Below are 16,466 nucleotides of genomic sequence, written 5' to 3' on the forward strand. Positions count from 1 at the left end.
AGTCCCGCATGCCCCTCGTCGATACCCGGCCCGCCCTGCTCGGTGTCCATCCCTTGCTGCGGGCGGACACGGTGATGCTCCGTGACGCCCGGGGTGTGCTGCTGACCAGCGAAGTCGAGAAGGCCCATCTCACCGGCGACGAGGCCTACCGGCTCCTCAACCGGCTCCGCGGTCACCTGGACGGCACCCGGACGACGGCGGAGATCTGCGCCGGGCTGACCGCCGCCGCCCGCGACCGGATCTGCGACCTGCTCGCCGAACTGCTCGAACGCGGCTTCCTCATCGACCTCGATCCGGGAGACCTGGCGCCCGACGTCCTGGCGCGGTTCCTCGACCAGATCCGCTACCTCGCGCATCTGACCGACGAGCCGGCCCGTGCGTTCGGGAGGTTTCGGTCGGCACGGATCCTGCTCACCGGTTCCGGTCCCGCCCTCGCCGCCGCCGCGCTCGGGCTGGTGCGCAACGGCGCGGGCTCGGTGCTGATCGCGGCCGACGACGGCCCGGAGTTCGATCTCGTCCGGGCCGAGGCTGATTCCGTGGTCCGATGGGATCCACGGGCTCGTCCCGACGACGGCTACGACCTGGTGCTGGCATGCGGTGACCGAGGACCGCTGCCCACCGCACCCCGCACGGGAGCCCTGCTGTCGCTGGCCGCCCGTGGCGATTGGGTGGTCCTCGGGCCCGCCGTACGAGCGGGAGAAGCGCTCGGTCTGTGCTGTGCGTGGGCGGCCGTCGGGCCTGTCGACACCCCGGCCTCGGTCGGGTACACGCCTACGCTGGCGAGGTCTCTCGGCGCGACGCTCGCGTTCGAGGCGTTCCGGCTGCTCACCGGGATCTCCGGCGATGAAAGCGTCGCCACCGTGCAACATTTGCGGACGCTGCGCGCCGTCACTCACCGGGTCACCGCTGGTTGCCCCGCCTGCCGTGCGAACGCGGCCCCGCCGCCTTCGATCCCGGCCACCCTGGGGCCGCCGGATCTTCAGACCGTGCCAGACCGGCGGGGAGCGACCGTGCAGGATTATGCGGCCGCCGTGCACGCCGTGATCGCCGACCCGCTCCCGCCCACCGACCGGGTGGTGCGGTGGTCCGACCGTCCGGCGCTGTTCCCGTCCTTCACCGGCGGCCTGTTGCGGCCGCTGCCCGAATCGCCACCGCCCGCCGCGCGGCCGTTCGGTGAACGCGGGGCCGGAACCCGGGCGCTCGACCAGGACACACTGGCCTGGCTGCTGCGCGCCTCCTACGGCCCGCGAGGACGTCGTCTGCGGTTCGACTCTGCCCAGTCCAACGCCGGTTTCAGCCGCTACCCGCTGGCGAACTGGCACCGCGGCGCGGCAGGCGGCGGTGGCCTCTATCCCCTGCGGCTCTACTTGGTGGCGGGGCCGAACGGCGCGGTGGCGCCGGGAGTGCACCACTATTCGACCGCGCAGCACGCCTTCGACCACATCAGGACCGGCGACCGGACCGAGGCGATCCGTGCCGCGGTCCGGCATCCGGACGCGGACCGCACCGACCAGTTCCTGGTGATCACGCTGCGGTTCTGGAACAACGCCTTCAAATACGCCAACTTCGCCTACCAGGTCGGCACCCTCGACGTCGGGGTGCTGCTCGGCGCGATCGGCGCGCTGGCGGACGGGATCGACGTGCCGCTGCGGCATCTGCTGTGGTTCGACGACGAGGCGGTCGATTCCGTACTGGGAGTGGACGTCGAGGACGAGTCCGTGCTTGCGGTGCTCCCGCTGCCGTGGCGGTCCGGTGCCGGGCAGGCGCCGGAACCGGTCCCGGCGCTGCCGCCCGCCGAACCGGTGGAGACTTCCCGCACCGTACAACGCTTTTCCTGGACCCAGGAAGTACACCGCACCACGCTCCTCTCCGGGCGGCGTCGTCCCGATCCGGTCCTGCTCGAGTCTGTGCCGGGCATGCCCGGACGGCCTTGCGACGAGTCGGCGGACGTGCTGATGGACCGTCGCAGGTCCAGTTTCGGCGGGCTGACCATCGAGCAGCCGGTGCGACGGCACGAACTGGGCAAGGTGCTCGACCTCGTGCACCGCACCCGGCTGCACGACGACGACCTCCGTGCCGAGGGCTCCACCGGCGGTTGGACGAGACTCTCGGTGCTGGCCACCAACGTCGACGGGCTGGCGCCGGGCGGATATCGGTACGACGGACCCGGCAGCGGCCTGCGCGCGGCCGGTCCGACCCCGTCGGCGGCGCGGTGGCGGGACACCCTCGCCGCGATCACCAGGAGGACGTCGAACTACAGCCTGCAGCAGGCCGCGGCGGTGCTGGTGGTCTCCGGCGACCTGGACGATCTCGTCGACCGGTTCGGCCCGCGCGGGCACCGGATCCTCAACGCCGCGGCCGGCCAGGTCGTGCAGTCGTGCTACCTGGCCGCCGCCGCGGCCAGGCTCGGCTGTGGCGCCATCCTCAGTCTCGATCACCTCGTGGTCGACGAGGCGCTGGGGCTCACGGGCAACGGTGAACGCACGCTGGTCTGTTTCCTGCTCGGGAGGGAGAACCGTGCCAACGCCGAATACCGCTGACCCCTGGCTCGCCCTGCACCTGCACTACCCGGACAGTCCCGATCCGCTGCTGCGGGAGGCCGTGGCCCCGCTGGTGCGGCGGTTACGCCTGCGACGGCTCATCGTCGGCTGGTTCTTCATCCGGTACTGGGTCGAAGGCAGTCACGTCCGCCTCCGGTTGCGGCCCGCCGCCGGGGACACCGAGACGGTCCGGCGGCTGAGCACTCGCTGGTTGAGCGGATACCTTGACCGGAACCCGTCCGCGAAAGGCCTTTCCGTCGAACCGCCGAATCAGGAAAGCAGACGCGCGATGTTCGTCGCCGAGTACGGAGAGGCCGCTTGGGAGCTCGCCTACGGTTCGGCCGGGATGTCCGAGCGCGCCACCAATCGCTGCTATCCGGCGAAATACGTCCCGGAGTACGACCGCTACGGCGGCGTGGAAGGCGTGGAGCTGGCGGAGTGGCATTTCGAGCGGTCCAGTGACGCGGTGCTCGAAGTGCTCGACCGGTACTCGACGAAGTCGGCCAGGCTCGGCCTTTCGGTGCAGATGAGCGCGATCCTGTGCACCGCCTTCCTGAGCGACCCCGCGGAGCTGGCCGAGTTCTTGGCCCGGTACCGGGATTCGTGGGAGCCACCGTCGGCACGGGAGCGCCTGCACGAAATGTACGACGCCACCTACGATCGCTCGGCCGAGCAGCTCAGCCGTCTGGTCCAGCCGGGTCCACAGTGGACCGATTGGTCGGCGCACTGCCGCGAGTTGCGCGATCGCGCCGTCGGTTCCGTCTCCCTGCTGTGGTCGTACCTGCACATGACGAACAACCGCCTCGGCGTGCACACCGTGGACGAGGCCTACGTCGCCCATTTGCTCGCGGCCGCCTTGACGGACGGAAGGGAACGACATGTCAGTGGACGCGCCTGAACTCGCCGCGCTGGCCGTCACCGGACTGGTCAAGCGCTACCGCCGAAGCGATCCGGCTCCCGCGGTGGACGGGCTCGATTTCCGGGTGATGCCGGGCGAGGTCTTCGGTCTGCTCGGCCCCAACGGGGCGGGCAAGACCACCACCATCGGGGTGCTGACCACGCGGATCCGCCCGACCGCGGGAACGGTGCTGCTCCACGGCGTCGACGTCGTCCGGTCGCCGAGTTCGGCGTGCCGGCTGTTCGCGGCGGTGTCGCAGCGCAACACCCTCGACCGGTCGCTGACGGTGCGGCAGAACCTGCTCTTCCACGCCAGGTACCACCGCGTGCCACGCGCGGAACGCAACCGGCGCGCCGACGAACTGCTGGACGTGATGGGGCTGACCGGCCAGGCAGGCAAGCGGCTGGACCGGCTGTCGGGCGGGCAGGCGCAGCGGATCATGATCGCCCGTGCGCTGATGCACCACCCGAGGGTGCTGTTCCTCGACGAGCCGTCGACCGGGCTCGACCCGCAGGCCAAGCTGTTCGTGCACGAGCGGATCAAGGATCTGCGGACGCGGGGCACGACGGTCCTGCTCACCACCCACGACATGGACGAGGCCGCGAAACTCTGCGACCGGATCGGCATCGTCGACCACGGCCGGATGCTCACCATCGACACACCGGAGGAACTGACCCGGTCGCTGCCGGTCACCCGGCCCCTCGAACTGGCCGTGCGATTCCGCGGCGACACCGGCCCGCTGGTGGCCGCGCTGGCCACACTGCCGAGGGTGCGCGAGGTCGAGGTCGCCGAGCGCAAGGCCGACCTGGTCCGGCTGCGGGTTCTCGCCGATCGCGAGCCCGACGAACTTCTGCCGCCCGCACTGGGCGTGATCGCCCGGTTCGGCGGCGCGGTCCAGGAGTTCGGGATCGGCAAGCCCAGCCTAGAAGACGTCTTCATCCGCATGACCGGACGGGATCTCCGATGACACGAACACTCGCCCCGGCGCGATCCCGGGCCGACCTCCCAACGGTGTCGATCAGACGGCTCGAAGTCGTAACGGGCGCGCTGCACACCTTCGCGATGATGCTTCTGCGTGACGTCATCGTCACTGGACGGCAGCTCGGCTCCTTCGCCGCGCAGGTTCTCATCCAGCCGTTCTTCATGTTGTTCATCTTCGGGCACGTGCTGACCGCCATGGGATTCGTGGCGCCCGGCTTCGCCCAGGTCCTGCTGCCGGGAATCGTCGCGCTGTCGGGATTCCTGACCGCGCTCCAGGGGACCGCGTCCCCGCTGGTCGTCGACTTCTCCTGGACGAGGGAGATCGACGACCGGCTGCTCGCACCGGCGCCGGTCGCGCTGGTGGCGATCGGGAAGATCGTGTTCGGCGCGCTTCGCGGCCTCGTGGCGGCCGTGGTGATGATCCCCATCGGCCTGCTCTTGCTCGACGAGGTCAGCTGGAACCTCGCGGCCTGGCCGCTCACGACCGGGTTGCTCGCCCTCGGCTGCCTGAGCGGGGCCTCCCTCGGCCTCGTGATGGGGACGCTGGTTTCCCCGAGCCGGATCCAACTCGCCTTCGCGGTGGTCCTCACGCCGCTGATGTTCACCGGTTCCACCCAGTTCCCTTGGCACGGGCTGGGCGGGATGCGCTGGTACCAGGTGGTGTGCGCGCTCAACCCGTTGACCTATCTCAGCGAGGGCATGCGGGCGCATCTGTCGATCTCCCGGATCCCGTCGATCCCGTTACCGATCGACGCACTGTGCCTGCTGCTGTCGATCATCGTGTTCGGCGCCATCGGGATCTGGGGTTTCACCAGGCGCGCCAGGGACTGAGGAGACGCCGAGGAGGGCCGCCGGAGTCCGGATGGGACACTCATGGGGTGATCACCCGGCTGCGGTCCTGTTGGTCCGCGATCCGGTTCCTGGCCGTCGGCGCGGCCACTTCGATGCTCTCCTGGTTCGTCCTCGTCGGCATGCTGTTCGTGCTGCTGATGTGCCCGTTCGGGGTCGGGATCCCGGCGGTGCCGCACGCGCTCAAGCTGATCAGGTATCCGGTCAACTTCGAACGCCGTCGCGCCGCCCGCCTGCTGGACGAGCCGATACCGGAGCCGTACCGCTCCGGGAACCCGGTGACCGATCCGGCGTCGCGGCGGGATCTGACGTGGCTCGTCTTCCACGCCGCCACCGGTTTCATCATCGGGATCTTCGCCATCGCTTTCCCGCTCGGCGGGATCCGACAGGTCATCACGGCGTTCATCTGGCCGACCGTGCCCGGTGGAGTGGAAAGCTCGCTCGGCTTCATGGTGACGTCCTGGCCGATGGCCGCGCTCAGCGCGGTGACCGGCGTCGGCATGATCGCGCTGATCTTCCTGTACCCCAGGCTGGCGCGGTGGCAAGCCGTCATCGCCCGGAAGCTGCTCGCGCCCGCGCCCGGGGTCGTGCTGACCGACCGCGTCGTCGAACTGGCCGCGTCCCGGGCCGCCGCGCTGGAGGCGCACGGTGCCGAACTCCGCCGTCTCGAACGCGACCTGCACGACGGGACGCAGGCGAGGATCGCCGCCGTGGTGCTGCAGCTGGGGATCGCCGATTCGATCTTCGAGAAGAACCCGGAAAAGGCCCGGGAGCTGCTGGGCAAGGCGCAGGACACGGCAACCGGCGCGCTGGCCGAACTGCGGACCGTCGTGCGGAGTATCTATCCGCCCCTGCTGACCGATCGGGGTCTCGACGGTGCTGTCACCGCGCTCGCCGACCGCTGCCCCGTCCCGTGCACTGTGGACGTTCGCAGCGACAGCCGTCGTCCCGCCGCCGTCGAGGCCGCCGCCTACTTCGTCGTCGCCGAAATGCTGACCAACATCACCAAGCATTCCGGTGCCGAACACGCCTGGATCACGCTCGACGGTACCGCCGACACCCTGCTCGTCGAGATCCGTGACGACGGCCACGGCGGTGCCGACGAATCCGGCGGCAGCGGCCTGTCCGGGATCCGCAAACGCGCCGAAGCCTTCGACGGGACCGTGAAGTTGTCCAGCCCGGCCGGTGGGCCGACCGTAGTGAAAGTGGAGTTGCCATGCGGGTCGTGATCGTCGAGGACGACGCGTTGCTGCGCGAAGGCCTGGTGCTGCTGCTGAACACCTCGGGCATCGACGTCATCGCGGCGATGGACGATGTGGACGAGTTCCTCGAACTGGTCGCCAAGGACCGGCCCGACGCGGTGATCACCGATGTCCGGCTACCGCCGACACATACCGACGAAGGCCTCCGGGCCGCCGTCAAGGCCCGGAAGATGTACCCGGGGCTGCCCGTGCTGGTGCTGTCCGCCCACGTCGAAACCGGCTACGCGGCCGAACTCCTCGCCGACGGCAAGGGTTCCGTCGGGTACCTGCTGAAGGAGCGGGTCGGCAAGGTCGAGAAGTTCATCGACGCGCTGGACCGGGTCGTCAAGGGCGGCACGGCCATGGACCCCGAGGTGATCACCCAGCTGATGGCGCACCGCCGGGCGACCGACCCGCTCGAAGCGCTGACCGCGCGGGAGCGTGAGGTGCTCGGGCTGATGGCCGAGGGGTACAACAACACGACCATCGCCGAGCTTCTGGTGGTGAGCGACGGGGCAGTACACAAGCACATCCGGAACATCTTCGCGAAGCTCGGGTTGCCTGAAGACAGTGGACATCGGCGCGTTCTCGCCGTGCTGGCTTACTTGAGCGGGAAGAACTGACGGCGCGTTTAGTCTTCTGAATGCGGCCGGTGCGGTTGGTCGTGAGTGGCGATTCGGGTTCTAACCCGAATCGCCACTCACGACCAACCGGTGGCGGTCGCGGGGGTAGCGCCAGCACCACCTCGCGGACGGGGGTCACTCCCCTGTCCCGCCACCGCGCCGATCTCTAACGTCTTTCCCATGAACGACACCAAAAAGGCAAGCGGCGTACTGGTCACCACCTCCCTCTGGCTCGTCCTCCTCGTCAGCGCGGCCGCGAACGGGATCGGCCAGTTCGCGGGGATGGACTACACCCTCCGGATGATCGCGGGCGCCGTCGCGATCATCTGCATCGTGCTTTTGATCGTCCGCGGTGTGTCGCGACGCAACGCCTGAGCCGAGGGTTCTGCGACGTCGGGTCGTGAGCGATAAAGAGGTCAAGGCAAAGATGTCGGGTCCGTGAAGGCCTCCTTCCCTACTCTCAAGGTAGGGAAGGAGGCCTTCACGGACACTCTCTGCCGACTCGGGGTCCCTGTGGGACCGACGCCACAAACCCCTAAGAAACTTTCGGCGTCGCGCGCACGCCGTAGTGCATGTACGGCTCACCGGTCGGCAACGTGTAGAAGGTGACCGGCATCCACGTCCGCGCGCCCGGCTCACGGCAGACGAACAGCGAGTCCGTCACCGGGACCAGGTCGAACTCCATCGTCTTCTCCGGCAGGAGTTCGGCCAGCGGCCCCGTGGCGGTCTGCCGGAGCCGGATTCCGTCTCCCTCGGCCAAAACCTCCATCAGCACACCGGCCCGCTCGTAGACGCCGACGTGCCTCGAACCGTCGACGGTGACCGCAGTCGCGGGCGGCTCGAGCGGCTTCGGCATCGCCACATCCGCCAGTTCGGCGAAGATCTCCCGGTACAGCTCCACATACAGGTCGCGGGTGTTGCCGCCGTTGGTGAGCAGGGTGACGGCGAGCCCTTGATCGGGCAGCAGCCGCAGGAACGCCGACTGACCGATCGTGTTGCCGTCGTGGCCGATGACCCGCCGTCCACTCCACTCGTCACGGATCCAGCCGAGCCCCCAGGAGTCACCGAGCGAGTGCTTGTCGGGGATGTCGGTCTGCTTCTCGGCCATCGCGGTGGCGGACGCCGTCGTCAGGATCCGCTCCCCCGACGAAGTGAGACCGCCGGTCAGGTGCAGCCGGGCGAACCGGAGCACGTCCTTGGTCGTGGCGGTGATCAGCCCGGCGGGGCCCATGTTCCGGGGCAACCCCCAGATGGGCGCGGGCTTCGGATCTTCGTCCCCCTCCGTGACGTGACCGACGGCCGCGCGGAACATCAGCGCTTCCTCGGGCAGGGTCACGGTGTGGCTGAGGCCGAGCGGCGCGAACAGCTTCTCCCGCATCGCGGCGTCCCAGGTCAGCCCGGTCAGCTTCTCGATCACCCGGCCCATCAGCACGAAACCCGAGTTGCAGTAGGAGAAGGTCGCGCCGAGCGGATGGTTCTGCCCGGCCTGGTCGAGGATTTCGACGTAGCGTTCGAGGCAGTCGTCCCCTCGGCCGGTGTCGGTGAAGACGTCGCCGTCGATCCCGCTGGTGTGCGTCAGCAGATGCCGCATGGTCACCTGCTTCGCGACGTCCGGATCGGCCAGCCGCAGTTCGGGGACGACGTCGGAGATCGGGGCGTCCAGGTCGAGGAGCCCGTCGTCGACCAGTTGCATCACCACGGTCGCGGTCCACACCTTCGAAACCGAGCCGATCTGGAACACCGACTCCTCGGTGACCTCGACCCCGGTCGCCGCGTTCAGCACGCCGTAGGTGACGTGAGCCTCCGCGTCATCGCCGACTCGCGTGATGCCCAGCGCCGCACCGGGGACGCGGTACTTGCGCGCCAGTTCGGCAAGACGCCGCTGCCAGTGCGCCGCGTCGATCGGTACGCGCGAGACCCCGTCCGCCGGCGCCGCGTACTGCTCGACCCATTCGAAGACACGGCGATTGAAGTCGAGGCGGTGCGAGGGCGGACCGTCGAGGATGAACAGGTGCGAGCCACCCGGGTAGAGCACCAGCCGGGACGGGACACCGCCCGCGCGCAGGGCGCTGAACCACTGCTCGGCCTGCCCGACCGGGCACCGCTCGTCCTCCGCGCCCTGGATGAGCAGCGTCGGCGTCCGGACCGCTGTGACCCGGGCGAAAGGCGACAGCTGTGCGTAGTTCTTGTCCGGTGATCGGCCGCCGAGTTCACGGACGGCCAGGTAGTGCCCGGCGTCGGACGTCCCCTCCATGCTGGTCAGGTCACTGACCACACCACCGGCGACGGCGGCGACGAAGCGGTGGTCGCGGCTGGTCAGATAGCACGTCATGAACCCGCCGTAGCTGTAACCGGCCACGGCCAGGCGGTCCGCGTCGGCGATCCCCTCGGTGACCAGCTGATCCAGGGGTTCGAGGAAGTCACGGGCGTCGGCGAGGCCCCACTCGCCGACGGCGCCCGTGAAGAAGTCCTCCCCGTAGCCGTCGCTGCCTCGCGGGTTGAGCAGCAGCACCGCCCAGCCCCGGGCGACCAGTGCCTGGTGGTAGAGGTGGATCGAGTCGGCCGCGCCGTTCCAGGCGTTGTGCGGTCCGCCGTGGATGTCGAGCAGCAACGGTGCGGCGCCGGTCTTCGTGGCGTCGCGCAGCAGCCAGCCGTGGACGACGGTGCCGTCGCCGATGCTGAATTCCCGTTCCTCGTGGCGGAAGAACTCGACGTCGTCGACCGAGGCGCCATGCCGGGTACGCACGTCGACGGCGCCGGTAGCCGGGTCGACGACCGCGATCTCGCCGAACGAGGTGTTCGTGGCGAGGACGACCACCACTCGCCCGCCCGCACTGTCCATTCCGGACACGACGCGATCGGCACCGGCGAGAACGGCGTGCGGGGTTCCGCCGTCGGTGTCCACTTCGTACAGATGAGTGCAGCCGCGATCGCGGACCCCGAACAGCACCGAACCGCCGTCCGCGGTCAGTTTCGGGAACGCGCCCGGATAGCCGGCGCCGCCGGACATCACGTTGCGGTCGAGGGAGGCGGTCAGCTCGGCCGCGTCCCCGCCGTCGAGCGGGATCCGCAGCAGGCCGAGGTGGCCGACTTCGGTGTCCCGCCTGCCGACCACCAGGAGCGCGCGCCCGTCGGCGGTCCAGGTGACCGGACCCGCCATGCCGTCACCGGAACCGACCAGCCGCGGCTCGGAAGTCTTCAAGGTGACGTCGAGAACGTAGGCCCCGGAACGGAAGGTCAGGTCCGCGTCGGCGTCGCGTCCGGCGGAGAACGCCAGCTGCGTCCCATCGGGTGACCAGGTCGGGTCACCGGCGTGCCACTCGCCGAAGGTGACCTGCCGGACTTCCTTCGTGGCGACGTCGAGGACGTGCAGATGCTTGCGGATGGTCTTGATCAGCCCGGCGCCGTCGGCCTTGAAGTCGAGCCGTTCCGCCACCACCGGGGCGTTCGACGCGGGTTCGCCGCCCGCGAGGTCGACCGCGGCCGAGAACGCGATCTTGCCGCCGTCCGGGCTCCACACCGGAGCACCGGCGCCGAGCGGGAGTTCGGTGATCCGCTCGGCTTCCCCGCCCGACGACGGCAGGAACCACACCTGCGGCGGACCGTCCTGTGCCCGTAAAAACGCGATCCGCGAGCCGTCCGGCGCCCACGCCGGTGCGACGTCGGCGGTTCCGCGGGTGAGCTGACGGGCTTCTCCCGTGGTGGCGCCGATCTCCCAGAGCGTGTCGACGTTCCGGTCCTCTTCGCGGTCCGCGGTGCGTACGACGTACACGATCCGGTCGCCGTCCGGGGACAGCGAAGGCTGACTCGGCACGGCGATTTCGTACAGGTCGTCGAGTTCGAGACGTCGGGTCATGGTGCGCTGGCTCCTCGGGAGATCGCGGGCGGGTGGCTCTCGGTTTCGCTGAAGTGGCAGGCCGCCGAATGACGTCGGTGTGCCGCGTCGTCGGCGGGGTCCTGCCGAAGGCAGAGTTCGCGGTCGGCGCGCACGAGCGGCCCGACCGGGCATCGCGTGTGGTAGCGGCAGCCGCTCGGCGGGTGGTGCGGGTCGGCGGGTTCGACGTCGGCGGTCGCCTCGTCCGTGCCGATGTCGAACAGGGAGGTGCGCGCGGAAGGCGCGGCGGCGAGCAGGTCGCGGGTGTAGGGATGCTGCGGATCGCCGAGTACCTGCTCCGCCGGGCCGGCTTCGACGATCCGGCCGAGGTACATCACGGCGACGATGTCGCTGAGATAGCGCACGACGGCGAGATTGTGGGAAATGAACAGCATCGACAGACCGAGCCGCCGTTGGACGTCCCGGACGAGGTTGAGCACCGCGCCCTGCACCGAGACGTCGAGCGCGGAGGTGATCTCGTCCGCGATCAGCACCTCCGGCCGTCCCGCCAGTGCGCGGGCGAGCGCCACGCGCTGCCGTTGCCCGCCGGAGAGCTGCCCCGGCAGGTGACCGGCGCGATCCGGATCGAGGTTGACCAGCTCCAGCAGCCGGGCGACCTCGTCCCGGCGGGCGGCCCGGCCGGAAAGAACTCCGGGCGGGATCGCTTCGGTGATCGACTCCCCGATGCTCATCCGTGGGTCCAAAGAGGAATACGGATCCTGGAACACCATCTGCAACGGACGTCGCCGGGGCAGCTTCCGCACGTCCACCCCGCCCAGCAGGACGCGTCCGGAGGTGACCGGCGAGAGGCCGACGGCGGCGCGGGCCAGCGTCGACTTCCCCGAACCCGATTCGCCGACGAGCCCCACGACCTGTCCCGAAGGGACGGTCAGGCCGACGTGGTCGACCGCGGTGAGACCGCGTCTCCCGCCGTACCGCACGCTCACCGCGTCGAAGACGAGGTCACTCATTCCGCACCTCCGGCGGTCACGGCTTCTTTGGCCGGTGAGGAAAACGCCGTCGTGTGCGGATGCCAGCAGGCGACGCGGTGCTCGGGTGTCATCGGTTCCAATACCGGGTCTTCGAGGCGGCACCGATCGGTCACCGCGGGGCACCGGTCGGCGAAGGCGCAGCCGGCGGGCACGCGATCCGGTTCCGGCGGACGGCCGGGGATCACCGCCAGCGGCGCGTCGCGATCGGTCTCGAGGTCGAGCGTCGCGGCCAGCAAGGCCCGCGTGTACGGATGCCGTGGCATCCCCGCCGACGGAAGGTCCTCCACCAGCCTGCCCGCGTACATGACCAGCATCCGCTCACAGGTCTGCGAAACGACCGCGATGTCGTGGCTGATCAGGATGATCGCCGTGTTCCGCTCGGCCCTGGTCCGCGCCAGCAACCGAAGGAGCTGCCGCTGCACGGTGACGTCCAGCGCCGTGGTCGGTTCGTCGGCGATGATCAGACGGGGGTCGCCCATCAGGCCCATGCCGATCATCGCGCGCTGCCGCATCCCGCCGGAGAACTCGTGCGGGTACTGCCGGGCGCGCCGTTCGGCCGCGGGGATCCGCACCGCGCGCAACCGGTCGACGGCTCGTGCGAACGCCTTGGCGCGCGGCAGGCCCTGGTGCTGTTCGGACACCTCCGCGAGCTGTCGCCCGATCCGCTTGGTCGGGTTGAACGACGTCATCGGGTCCTGGAAGACCATCGCCAGCGATGTGCCGAGCAGACCGCGCAGTTCCCGCTCCGGCGTCGTCAGCACCGGCTTCCCGGTGAATTCGAGCCGGTCCGCGGTGACCACGGCAGGCGCTTCGACCAGCCGCGACACCGCGAGGCCGGTCAGGCTCTTCCCCGAGCCCGACTCACCGACGACGCCGATCGCCTCGCCGGCGCGGACAGTGAAGCTCACCCCGCGCACCGGAACGGTCCAGCCCGCTGGACGCGGGAAGGCGACCTGGAGGTTCTCCACCACCAGCACGGCATCGTCGTCGTGCTCCCGAGCGAGGTCCTCCCGTGCCGGGGGAACCGGCCGCGGCGCGAGCTTCCGCAGTCCGGTCCGGACGCCGATCACGCCGGCGACCGTCTCTCCCACCAGGTTGAAGGCGAGTCCGGCCAGGACCACCGCGACCCCCGGAGCGAGCGCGGCCGCCGGATTGACGTAGATCCCGTTGAGCCCTTCGCCGAGCAGCCGTCCCCAGTCGTAATCCGGTGCCTGCACCCCGATGCCGAGGAACGACAGCCCCGAAAACGCCAGCAGTGCGGAACCGGCGCCGATGGTCGCGTTCACCACCAGCGGTTCGCCGATGTTGGGCAGGATGTGCCGCACCAGCAGGCGGATCCGGCCGACGCCGGAGATCCGCGCGGCGGACACGAAGTCCTGGCCCGCCACGGAAGCCGACAGTGTCTGGGCCAGCCGCGCGAACGACGGCGCCAGCGCGAAGCCGACGGCCAGCACCGCGCCGTGGGTTCCGACACCGAAGATGACGGAGAAGAACAACACCAGCAGCAACCCGGGGAACGCGACCGCGATGTTCACCGCCGAGGTGACCAGCCGCGCGGCCGGACGCGGCAACAGCGAAGGCAGCGTGCCGAGGACGATCCCCGACACCACCCCGATCACCGTGGCGACCACCGCCAGCAGCACCGACAGCCGGGTCGCCACCAGCACCCGGAACAGGATGTCGCGCCCGAGGTCGTCGGTCCCCAGCCAGTGCGCCGCCGACGGACCTTGGCCGATGGCTTCGGTGTCGACCTCGAAGGCGTTGTCGTGCCACAGGATCGGGGCCAGCACCGCGAGCGCGACCACCAGGACCAGCAGGGCCGCCGCGAACGCGCCGACCGGGGTGCGCAGAGCCGCGACCCATTTCGCGCGCCGATTCACCATTTCAGCTCTCCCGGATCGTCGAGCGCGGGTCGAGGACGGCCAGCAGCACGTCCACCGTCAGATTCACCAGCAGGACACCGATGCCGTAGACGAGCACGATTCCCTGCACCAGCGGGTAGTCCTTCTGCAGGATCGACTGCGCGATGGTCGAACCGAGACCGGGCCAGGCGAACACGTTCTCCACCAGCACCGTCCCGGCGACCATCCCGGTCAGCATCAGTCCGCCCATGGTCAGCGTCGCGGTCAGCGCGTTCGGCAGCGCGTGCCGGAGGTAGACCAACCGGGCAGGCAACCGTTTCGCCCTCGCCGTGCGGATGAAGTCTTTGCCCAGTACCGAAAGTGTCTCCACGCGCACGATGCGGGAGAGCACCGAAGCCGGGCCGAGCGCCAGCGCGATCACCGGGAGCACGAGCGAACCCGCGCCCTCGCTCCCCGCCACCGGGAACCAGCCGAGCTGAACCGCGAAGAACGCGACCAGCGCGACCGCGAGCAGGAACTCCGGAACGGCCGCGAGCAGGACGGTCGTGGTGGTGAAGGCCAGTTCACCACCACGGCGACGGCCGCCGCGGGTCAGCACGGCGAACAGCACACCGAGCGGGACCGCCACGGCGATGACCACCGCGAACGCGGGCAGTGCCAGCTGGAGGGTGGCGGGCAGCCGGTCTCCGATCACCTCGGAGACCGGCTGCCCACTCGTCATCGACGTCCCGAAATCGCCGGAGAACAACCCGCCGAGGTAGTGGACGTACTGCAGCCACAGCGGATCGTTCAGGCCAAGGGCCTCCCGTCGCGCGTTCACCAGCTCCACCGGAGCGGTCAGGCCGAGCGCCGCCCGCACCGGGTCGCCGGGGACCAGCTGGATCATCAGGAAGGCCGTGGTGACCAAGACCCACAGCGAAACCGCGAACCTGCCGAAGCGGCGAACCGCGAACGAGAGCCAGGGGCCGCCGCGCAACCCTGCCGGGACGAGCGCGGCCGTCATCAGCCGTACATCCGGATCGACGACGGCTCGACCGAACCGAAACTGACCTTGAATCGCGCGTTGCTGCCGAAGGTCGGGATGACCGAGTTGACGTAGGGCACGACGTCCAGCCGCTCGATGAGCGCCGTTTCCGCCGCGAGCCAGGTCGCGCAGCCGGTGTCACCGGGCAGCTGCGCCGCCTGAGCGGCCTGCGTCTGGTACCGCTCGTTCTCGATGTGCGCGAAGTTCGTGCCGGCGGGCGGTTTCGGTCCCGAGACGAACGGAACGGCCTGGCTCGGCAGCAAGAGCGTCACCGGCGCCAGCGAGATGTCCCACTCACCGGTGTTGAAGAGCACCTGACTGGTGCCCGGACTGTCGAGACCCTTGAGGGTGACCTCCACTCCGGCGGCCTTCCAGGACTGCTGCATCAGTTCCGCGGAGGGCGCCATCGTCGGCCCCACCTGGGTGCCGTAGACGGCGGTCAGCGCGAGCCGCTTTCCGTCCTTGACCCGCACGCCGTCCGCGCCCGGTTTCCAGCCCGCCGCGTCGAAACCCGCCTTGGCGGCGGCGACGTCGAACGCGGGCAGCTTTCCGCCCACCGCGTCACCGGTGCACGCCCTGGGTTCGGTGGTGACCATTCCCTGGCTGGGCGCCCCGGTACCGCCGGTGAGCACCTTCCCGATCTGGGCCAGGTCGAGTGCCTGCACCAGCGCGCGGCGGACGGCCTGATCGGCGCCGGCGCGACCGGGCGCCTGGTTGAAGAACATCTCGCCCATCGGCACGACCTGTTCGCCGTGGTACAGCTTCTGGGCGCGCAGGCGCTGCCGGTCCTGGCCGGTGATCCTGGCGCCGTTGAGTTCACCGGACAGCAAAAGGTTCGCGGCGGTCGTGGTGTTCTGGATGACGCGGAACACCACCTTTTCCGGGAGGCCTGGCTGCTCACGCTGCCACTCCCCCGGTCCCCACGCGTAGTCTTTCCGCCTGGTGAGTGTGTAGTGGTCGTTCGGCACGATCTCGGTCATGGTGAACATGCCGGTGCCGTACTTCCCCTTGGCCAGCGCCTGGCGATCGGTGACGCCCTTGCCGCAGACGATCGGCAGGCCGCCCGCGTTGCGCAGCAGGAACGCGTCCGGCGCCCCGCTGGTGATGGTGACCGTCCTGGCCGCGTCGTCCGCGGTCGCCTTGGTACCCGGCGCGATCGCGAGCCCGGCCATCGGGGACTTGTTCGCGGGATCGCCGATGAAGCCGATGTTCGCCGCCACATCGCTCGCCGTCAGCGGCGTGCCGTCGTCGCAGGTGATGCCGTTCCGGAGGGTGAAGGACGCCGTGGTCGTGGTGGCCTCCCATTTCTCGGCGAGTCCCGCGATCGGTTTGCCGGTCTCGTCGAGATTGATCAGGCTGTCGTAGAGGTAGCGGGAGATTTCCAGCGCGGTCGCGAGCACGGTCATCGCCGGGTCCAGCGCTCCCGGATCGGTGGGTATCGCCATCGTGAAGGTCTTGCCTTCGACCGGTTTTTGGTTCGCGGTCCGGTCCTGGCCGGATTGCGACGTCCCCCCGCACGCGCTCACGGTCAAGGCCACCACGGTCGCCATCGCGGCGGTGAGCCGGGCATTCTTCATGGGGT

12 protein-coding genes are annotated in these 16,466 nt (G+C 69.7%); 7 read left to right on the top strand and 5 right to left on the bottom strand.

The annotated features are described in order from the left end of the window. The first annotated feature begins 8 nt into the window (after positions 1–8). The 7 genes from ACZ54P_RS14705 to ACZ54P_RS14735 all read left to right on the top strand — a co-directional run bounded on the left by ACZ54P_RS14705 (position 9) and on the right by ACZ54P_RS14735 (position 7,507). Positions 9–2,540 (top strand): nitroreductase family protein, encoded by a 2,532-nt coding sequence (locus ACZ54P_RS14705; RefSeq protein WP_465462037.1) that lies wholly within the window; start codon positions 9–11, stop codon positions 2,538–2,540. Next, positions 2,518–3,438 (top strand): thiopeptide-type bacteriocin biosynthesis protein, encoded by a 921-nt coding sequence (locus ACZ54P_RS14710; RefSeq protein WP_465462038.1) that lies wholly within the window; start codon positions 2,518–2,520, stop codon positions 3,436–3,438. The genes ACZ54P_RS14705 and ACZ54P_RS14710 overlap by 23 nt, the downstream gene beginning before the upstream one ends. Beyond that, positions 3,419–4,405, top strand: a complete 987-nt coding sequence (locus ACZ54P_RS14715) for an ABC transporter ATP-binding protein (RefSeq protein WP_465462039.1) — start codon at positions 3,419–3,421, stop codon at positions 4,403–4,405. Before ACZ54P_RS14710 ends, ACZ54P_RS14715 begins: the two co-directional genes overlap by 20 nt. Continuing rightward, positions 4,402–5,250, top strand: a complete 849-nt coding sequence (locus ACZ54P_RS14720) for an ABC transporter permease (protein ID WP_465462040.1) — start codon at positions 4,402–4,404, stop codon at positions 5,248–5,250. The genes ACZ54P_RS14715 and ACZ54P_RS14720 overlap by 4 nt, the downstream gene beginning before the upstream one ends. A gap of 47 nt (positions 5,251–5,297) precedes the next feature. Next, a complete protein-coding gene (locus tag ACZ54P_RS14725) occupies positions 5,298–6,497 on the top strand; it encodes a sensor histidine kinase (protein WP_465462041.1) in 1,200 nt (399 codons plus the stop codon). Then, positions 6,485–7,132 (top strand): response regulator, encoded by a 648-nt coding sequence (locus ACZ54P_RS14730; RefSeq protein ID WP_465462042.1) that lies wholly within the window; start codon positions 6,485–6,487, stop codon positions 7,130–7,132. Before ACZ54P_RS14725 ends, ACZ54P_RS14730 begins: the two co-directional genes overlap by 13 nt. Positions 7,133–7,312: 180 nt before the next feature. Then, positions 7,313–7,507 carry a hypothetical protein gene (locus tag ACZ54P_RS14735; protein WP_465462043.1) on the top strand — a complete coding sequence of 65 codons (195 nt, stop codon included), beginning with the start codon at positions 7,313–7,315 and terminating at the stop codon, positions 7,505–7,507. Positions 7,508–7,667: 160 nt separating this feature from the next. On the opposite strand, the gene ACZ54P_RS14740 is transcribed toward ACZ54P_RS14735, so the two are convergent. The 5 genes from ACZ54P_RS14740 to ACZ54P_RS14760 are packed head-to-tail and all read right to left on the bottom strand — an operon-like array spanning position 7,668 to position 16,461. Further along, positions 7,668–10,988, bottom strand: coding sequence for a serine hydrolase (locus ACZ54P_RS14740; RefSeq protein ID WP_465462044.1), 3,321 nt, complete (start codon positions 10,986–10,988; stop codon positions 7,668–7,670). Further along, positions 10,985–11,977, bottom strand: coding sequence for an ABC transporter ATP-binding protein (locus ACZ54P_RS14745; RefSeq protein ID WP_465462045.1), 993 nt, complete (start codon positions 11,975–11,977; stop codon positions 10,985–10,987). The genes ACZ54P_RS14740 and ACZ54P_RS14745 overlap by 4 nt, the downstream gene beginning before the upstream one ends. After that, positions 11,974–13,881, bottom strand: a complete 1,908-nt coding sequence (locus ACZ54P_RS14750) for a dipeptide/oligopeptide/nickel ABC transporter permease/ATP-binding protein (protein ID WP_465462046.1) — start codon at positions 13,879–13,881, stop codon at positions 11,974–11,976. Before ACZ54P_RS14750 ends, ACZ54P_RS14745 begins: the two co-directional genes overlap by 4 nt. 1 nt (position 13,882) lies before the next feature. Continuing rightward, positions 13,883–14,863 (bottom strand): ABC transporter permease, encoded by a 981-nt coding sequence (locus tag ACZ54P_RS14755; protein ID WP_465462047.1) that lies wholly within the window; start codon positions 14,861–14,863, stop codon positions 13,883–13,885. Next, positions 14,863–16,461 carry an ABC transporter substrate-binding protein gene (locus ACZ54P_RS14760; RefSeq protein ID WP_465462048.1) on the bottom strand — a complete coding sequence of 533 codons (1,599 nt, stop codon included), beginning with the start codon at positions 16,459–16,461 and terminating at the stop codon, positions 14,863–14,865. The genes ACZ54P_RS14755 and ACZ54P_RS14760 overlap by 1 nt, the downstream gene beginning before the upstream one ends. Positions 16,462–16,466: the final 5 nt, after the last annotated feature.

The organism is Amycolatopsis sp. NPDC034160 (assembly GCF_055575355.1).

Bases quoted from the DNA above. Each gene is read 5' to 3' on its own strand.
- ACZ54P_RS14705 (WP_465462037.1), top strand. From the start codon at position 9: ATGCCCCTCGTCGATACCCGGCCCGCCCTGCTCGGTGTCCATCCCTTG.
- ACZ54P_RS14715 (WP_465462039.1), top strand. From the start codon at position 3,419: ATGTCAGTGGACGCGCCTGAACTCGCCGCGCTGGCCGTCACCGGACTG.
- ACZ54P_RS14720 (WP_465462040.1), top strand. From the start codon at position 4,402: ATGACACGAACACTCGCCCCGGCGCGATCCCGGGCCGACCTCCCAACG.
- ACZ54P_RS14730 (WP_465462042.1), top strand. From the start codon at position 6,485: ATGCGGGTCGTGATCGTCGAGGACGACGCGTTGCTGCGCGAAGGCCTG.
- ACZ54P_RS14735 (WP_465462043.1), top strand. From the start codon at position 7,313: ATGAACGACACCAAAAAGGCAAGCGGCGTACTGGTCACCACCTCCCTC.
- ACZ54P_RS14740 (WP_465462044.1), bottom strand. From the start codon at position 10,988: ATGACCCGACGTCTCGAACTCGACGACCTGTACGAAATCGCCGTGCCG.
- ACZ54P_RS14745 (WP_465462045.1), bottom strand. From the start codon at position 11,977: ATGAGTGACCTCGTCTTCGACGCGGTGAGCGTGCGGTACGGCGGGAGA.
- ACZ54P_RS14750 (WP_465462046.1), bottom strand. From the start codon at position 13,881: ATGGTGAATCGGCGCGCGAAATGGGTCGCGGCTCTGCGCACCCCGGTC.
- ACZ54P_RS14755 (WP_465462047.1), bottom strand. From the start codon at position 14,863: ATGACGGCCGCGCTCGTCCCGGCAGGGTTGCGCGGCGGCCCCTGGCTC.
- ACZ54P_RS14760 (WP_465462048.1), bottom strand. From the start codon at position 16,461: ATGAAGAATGCCCGGCTCACCGCCGCGATGGCGACCGTGGTGGCCTTG.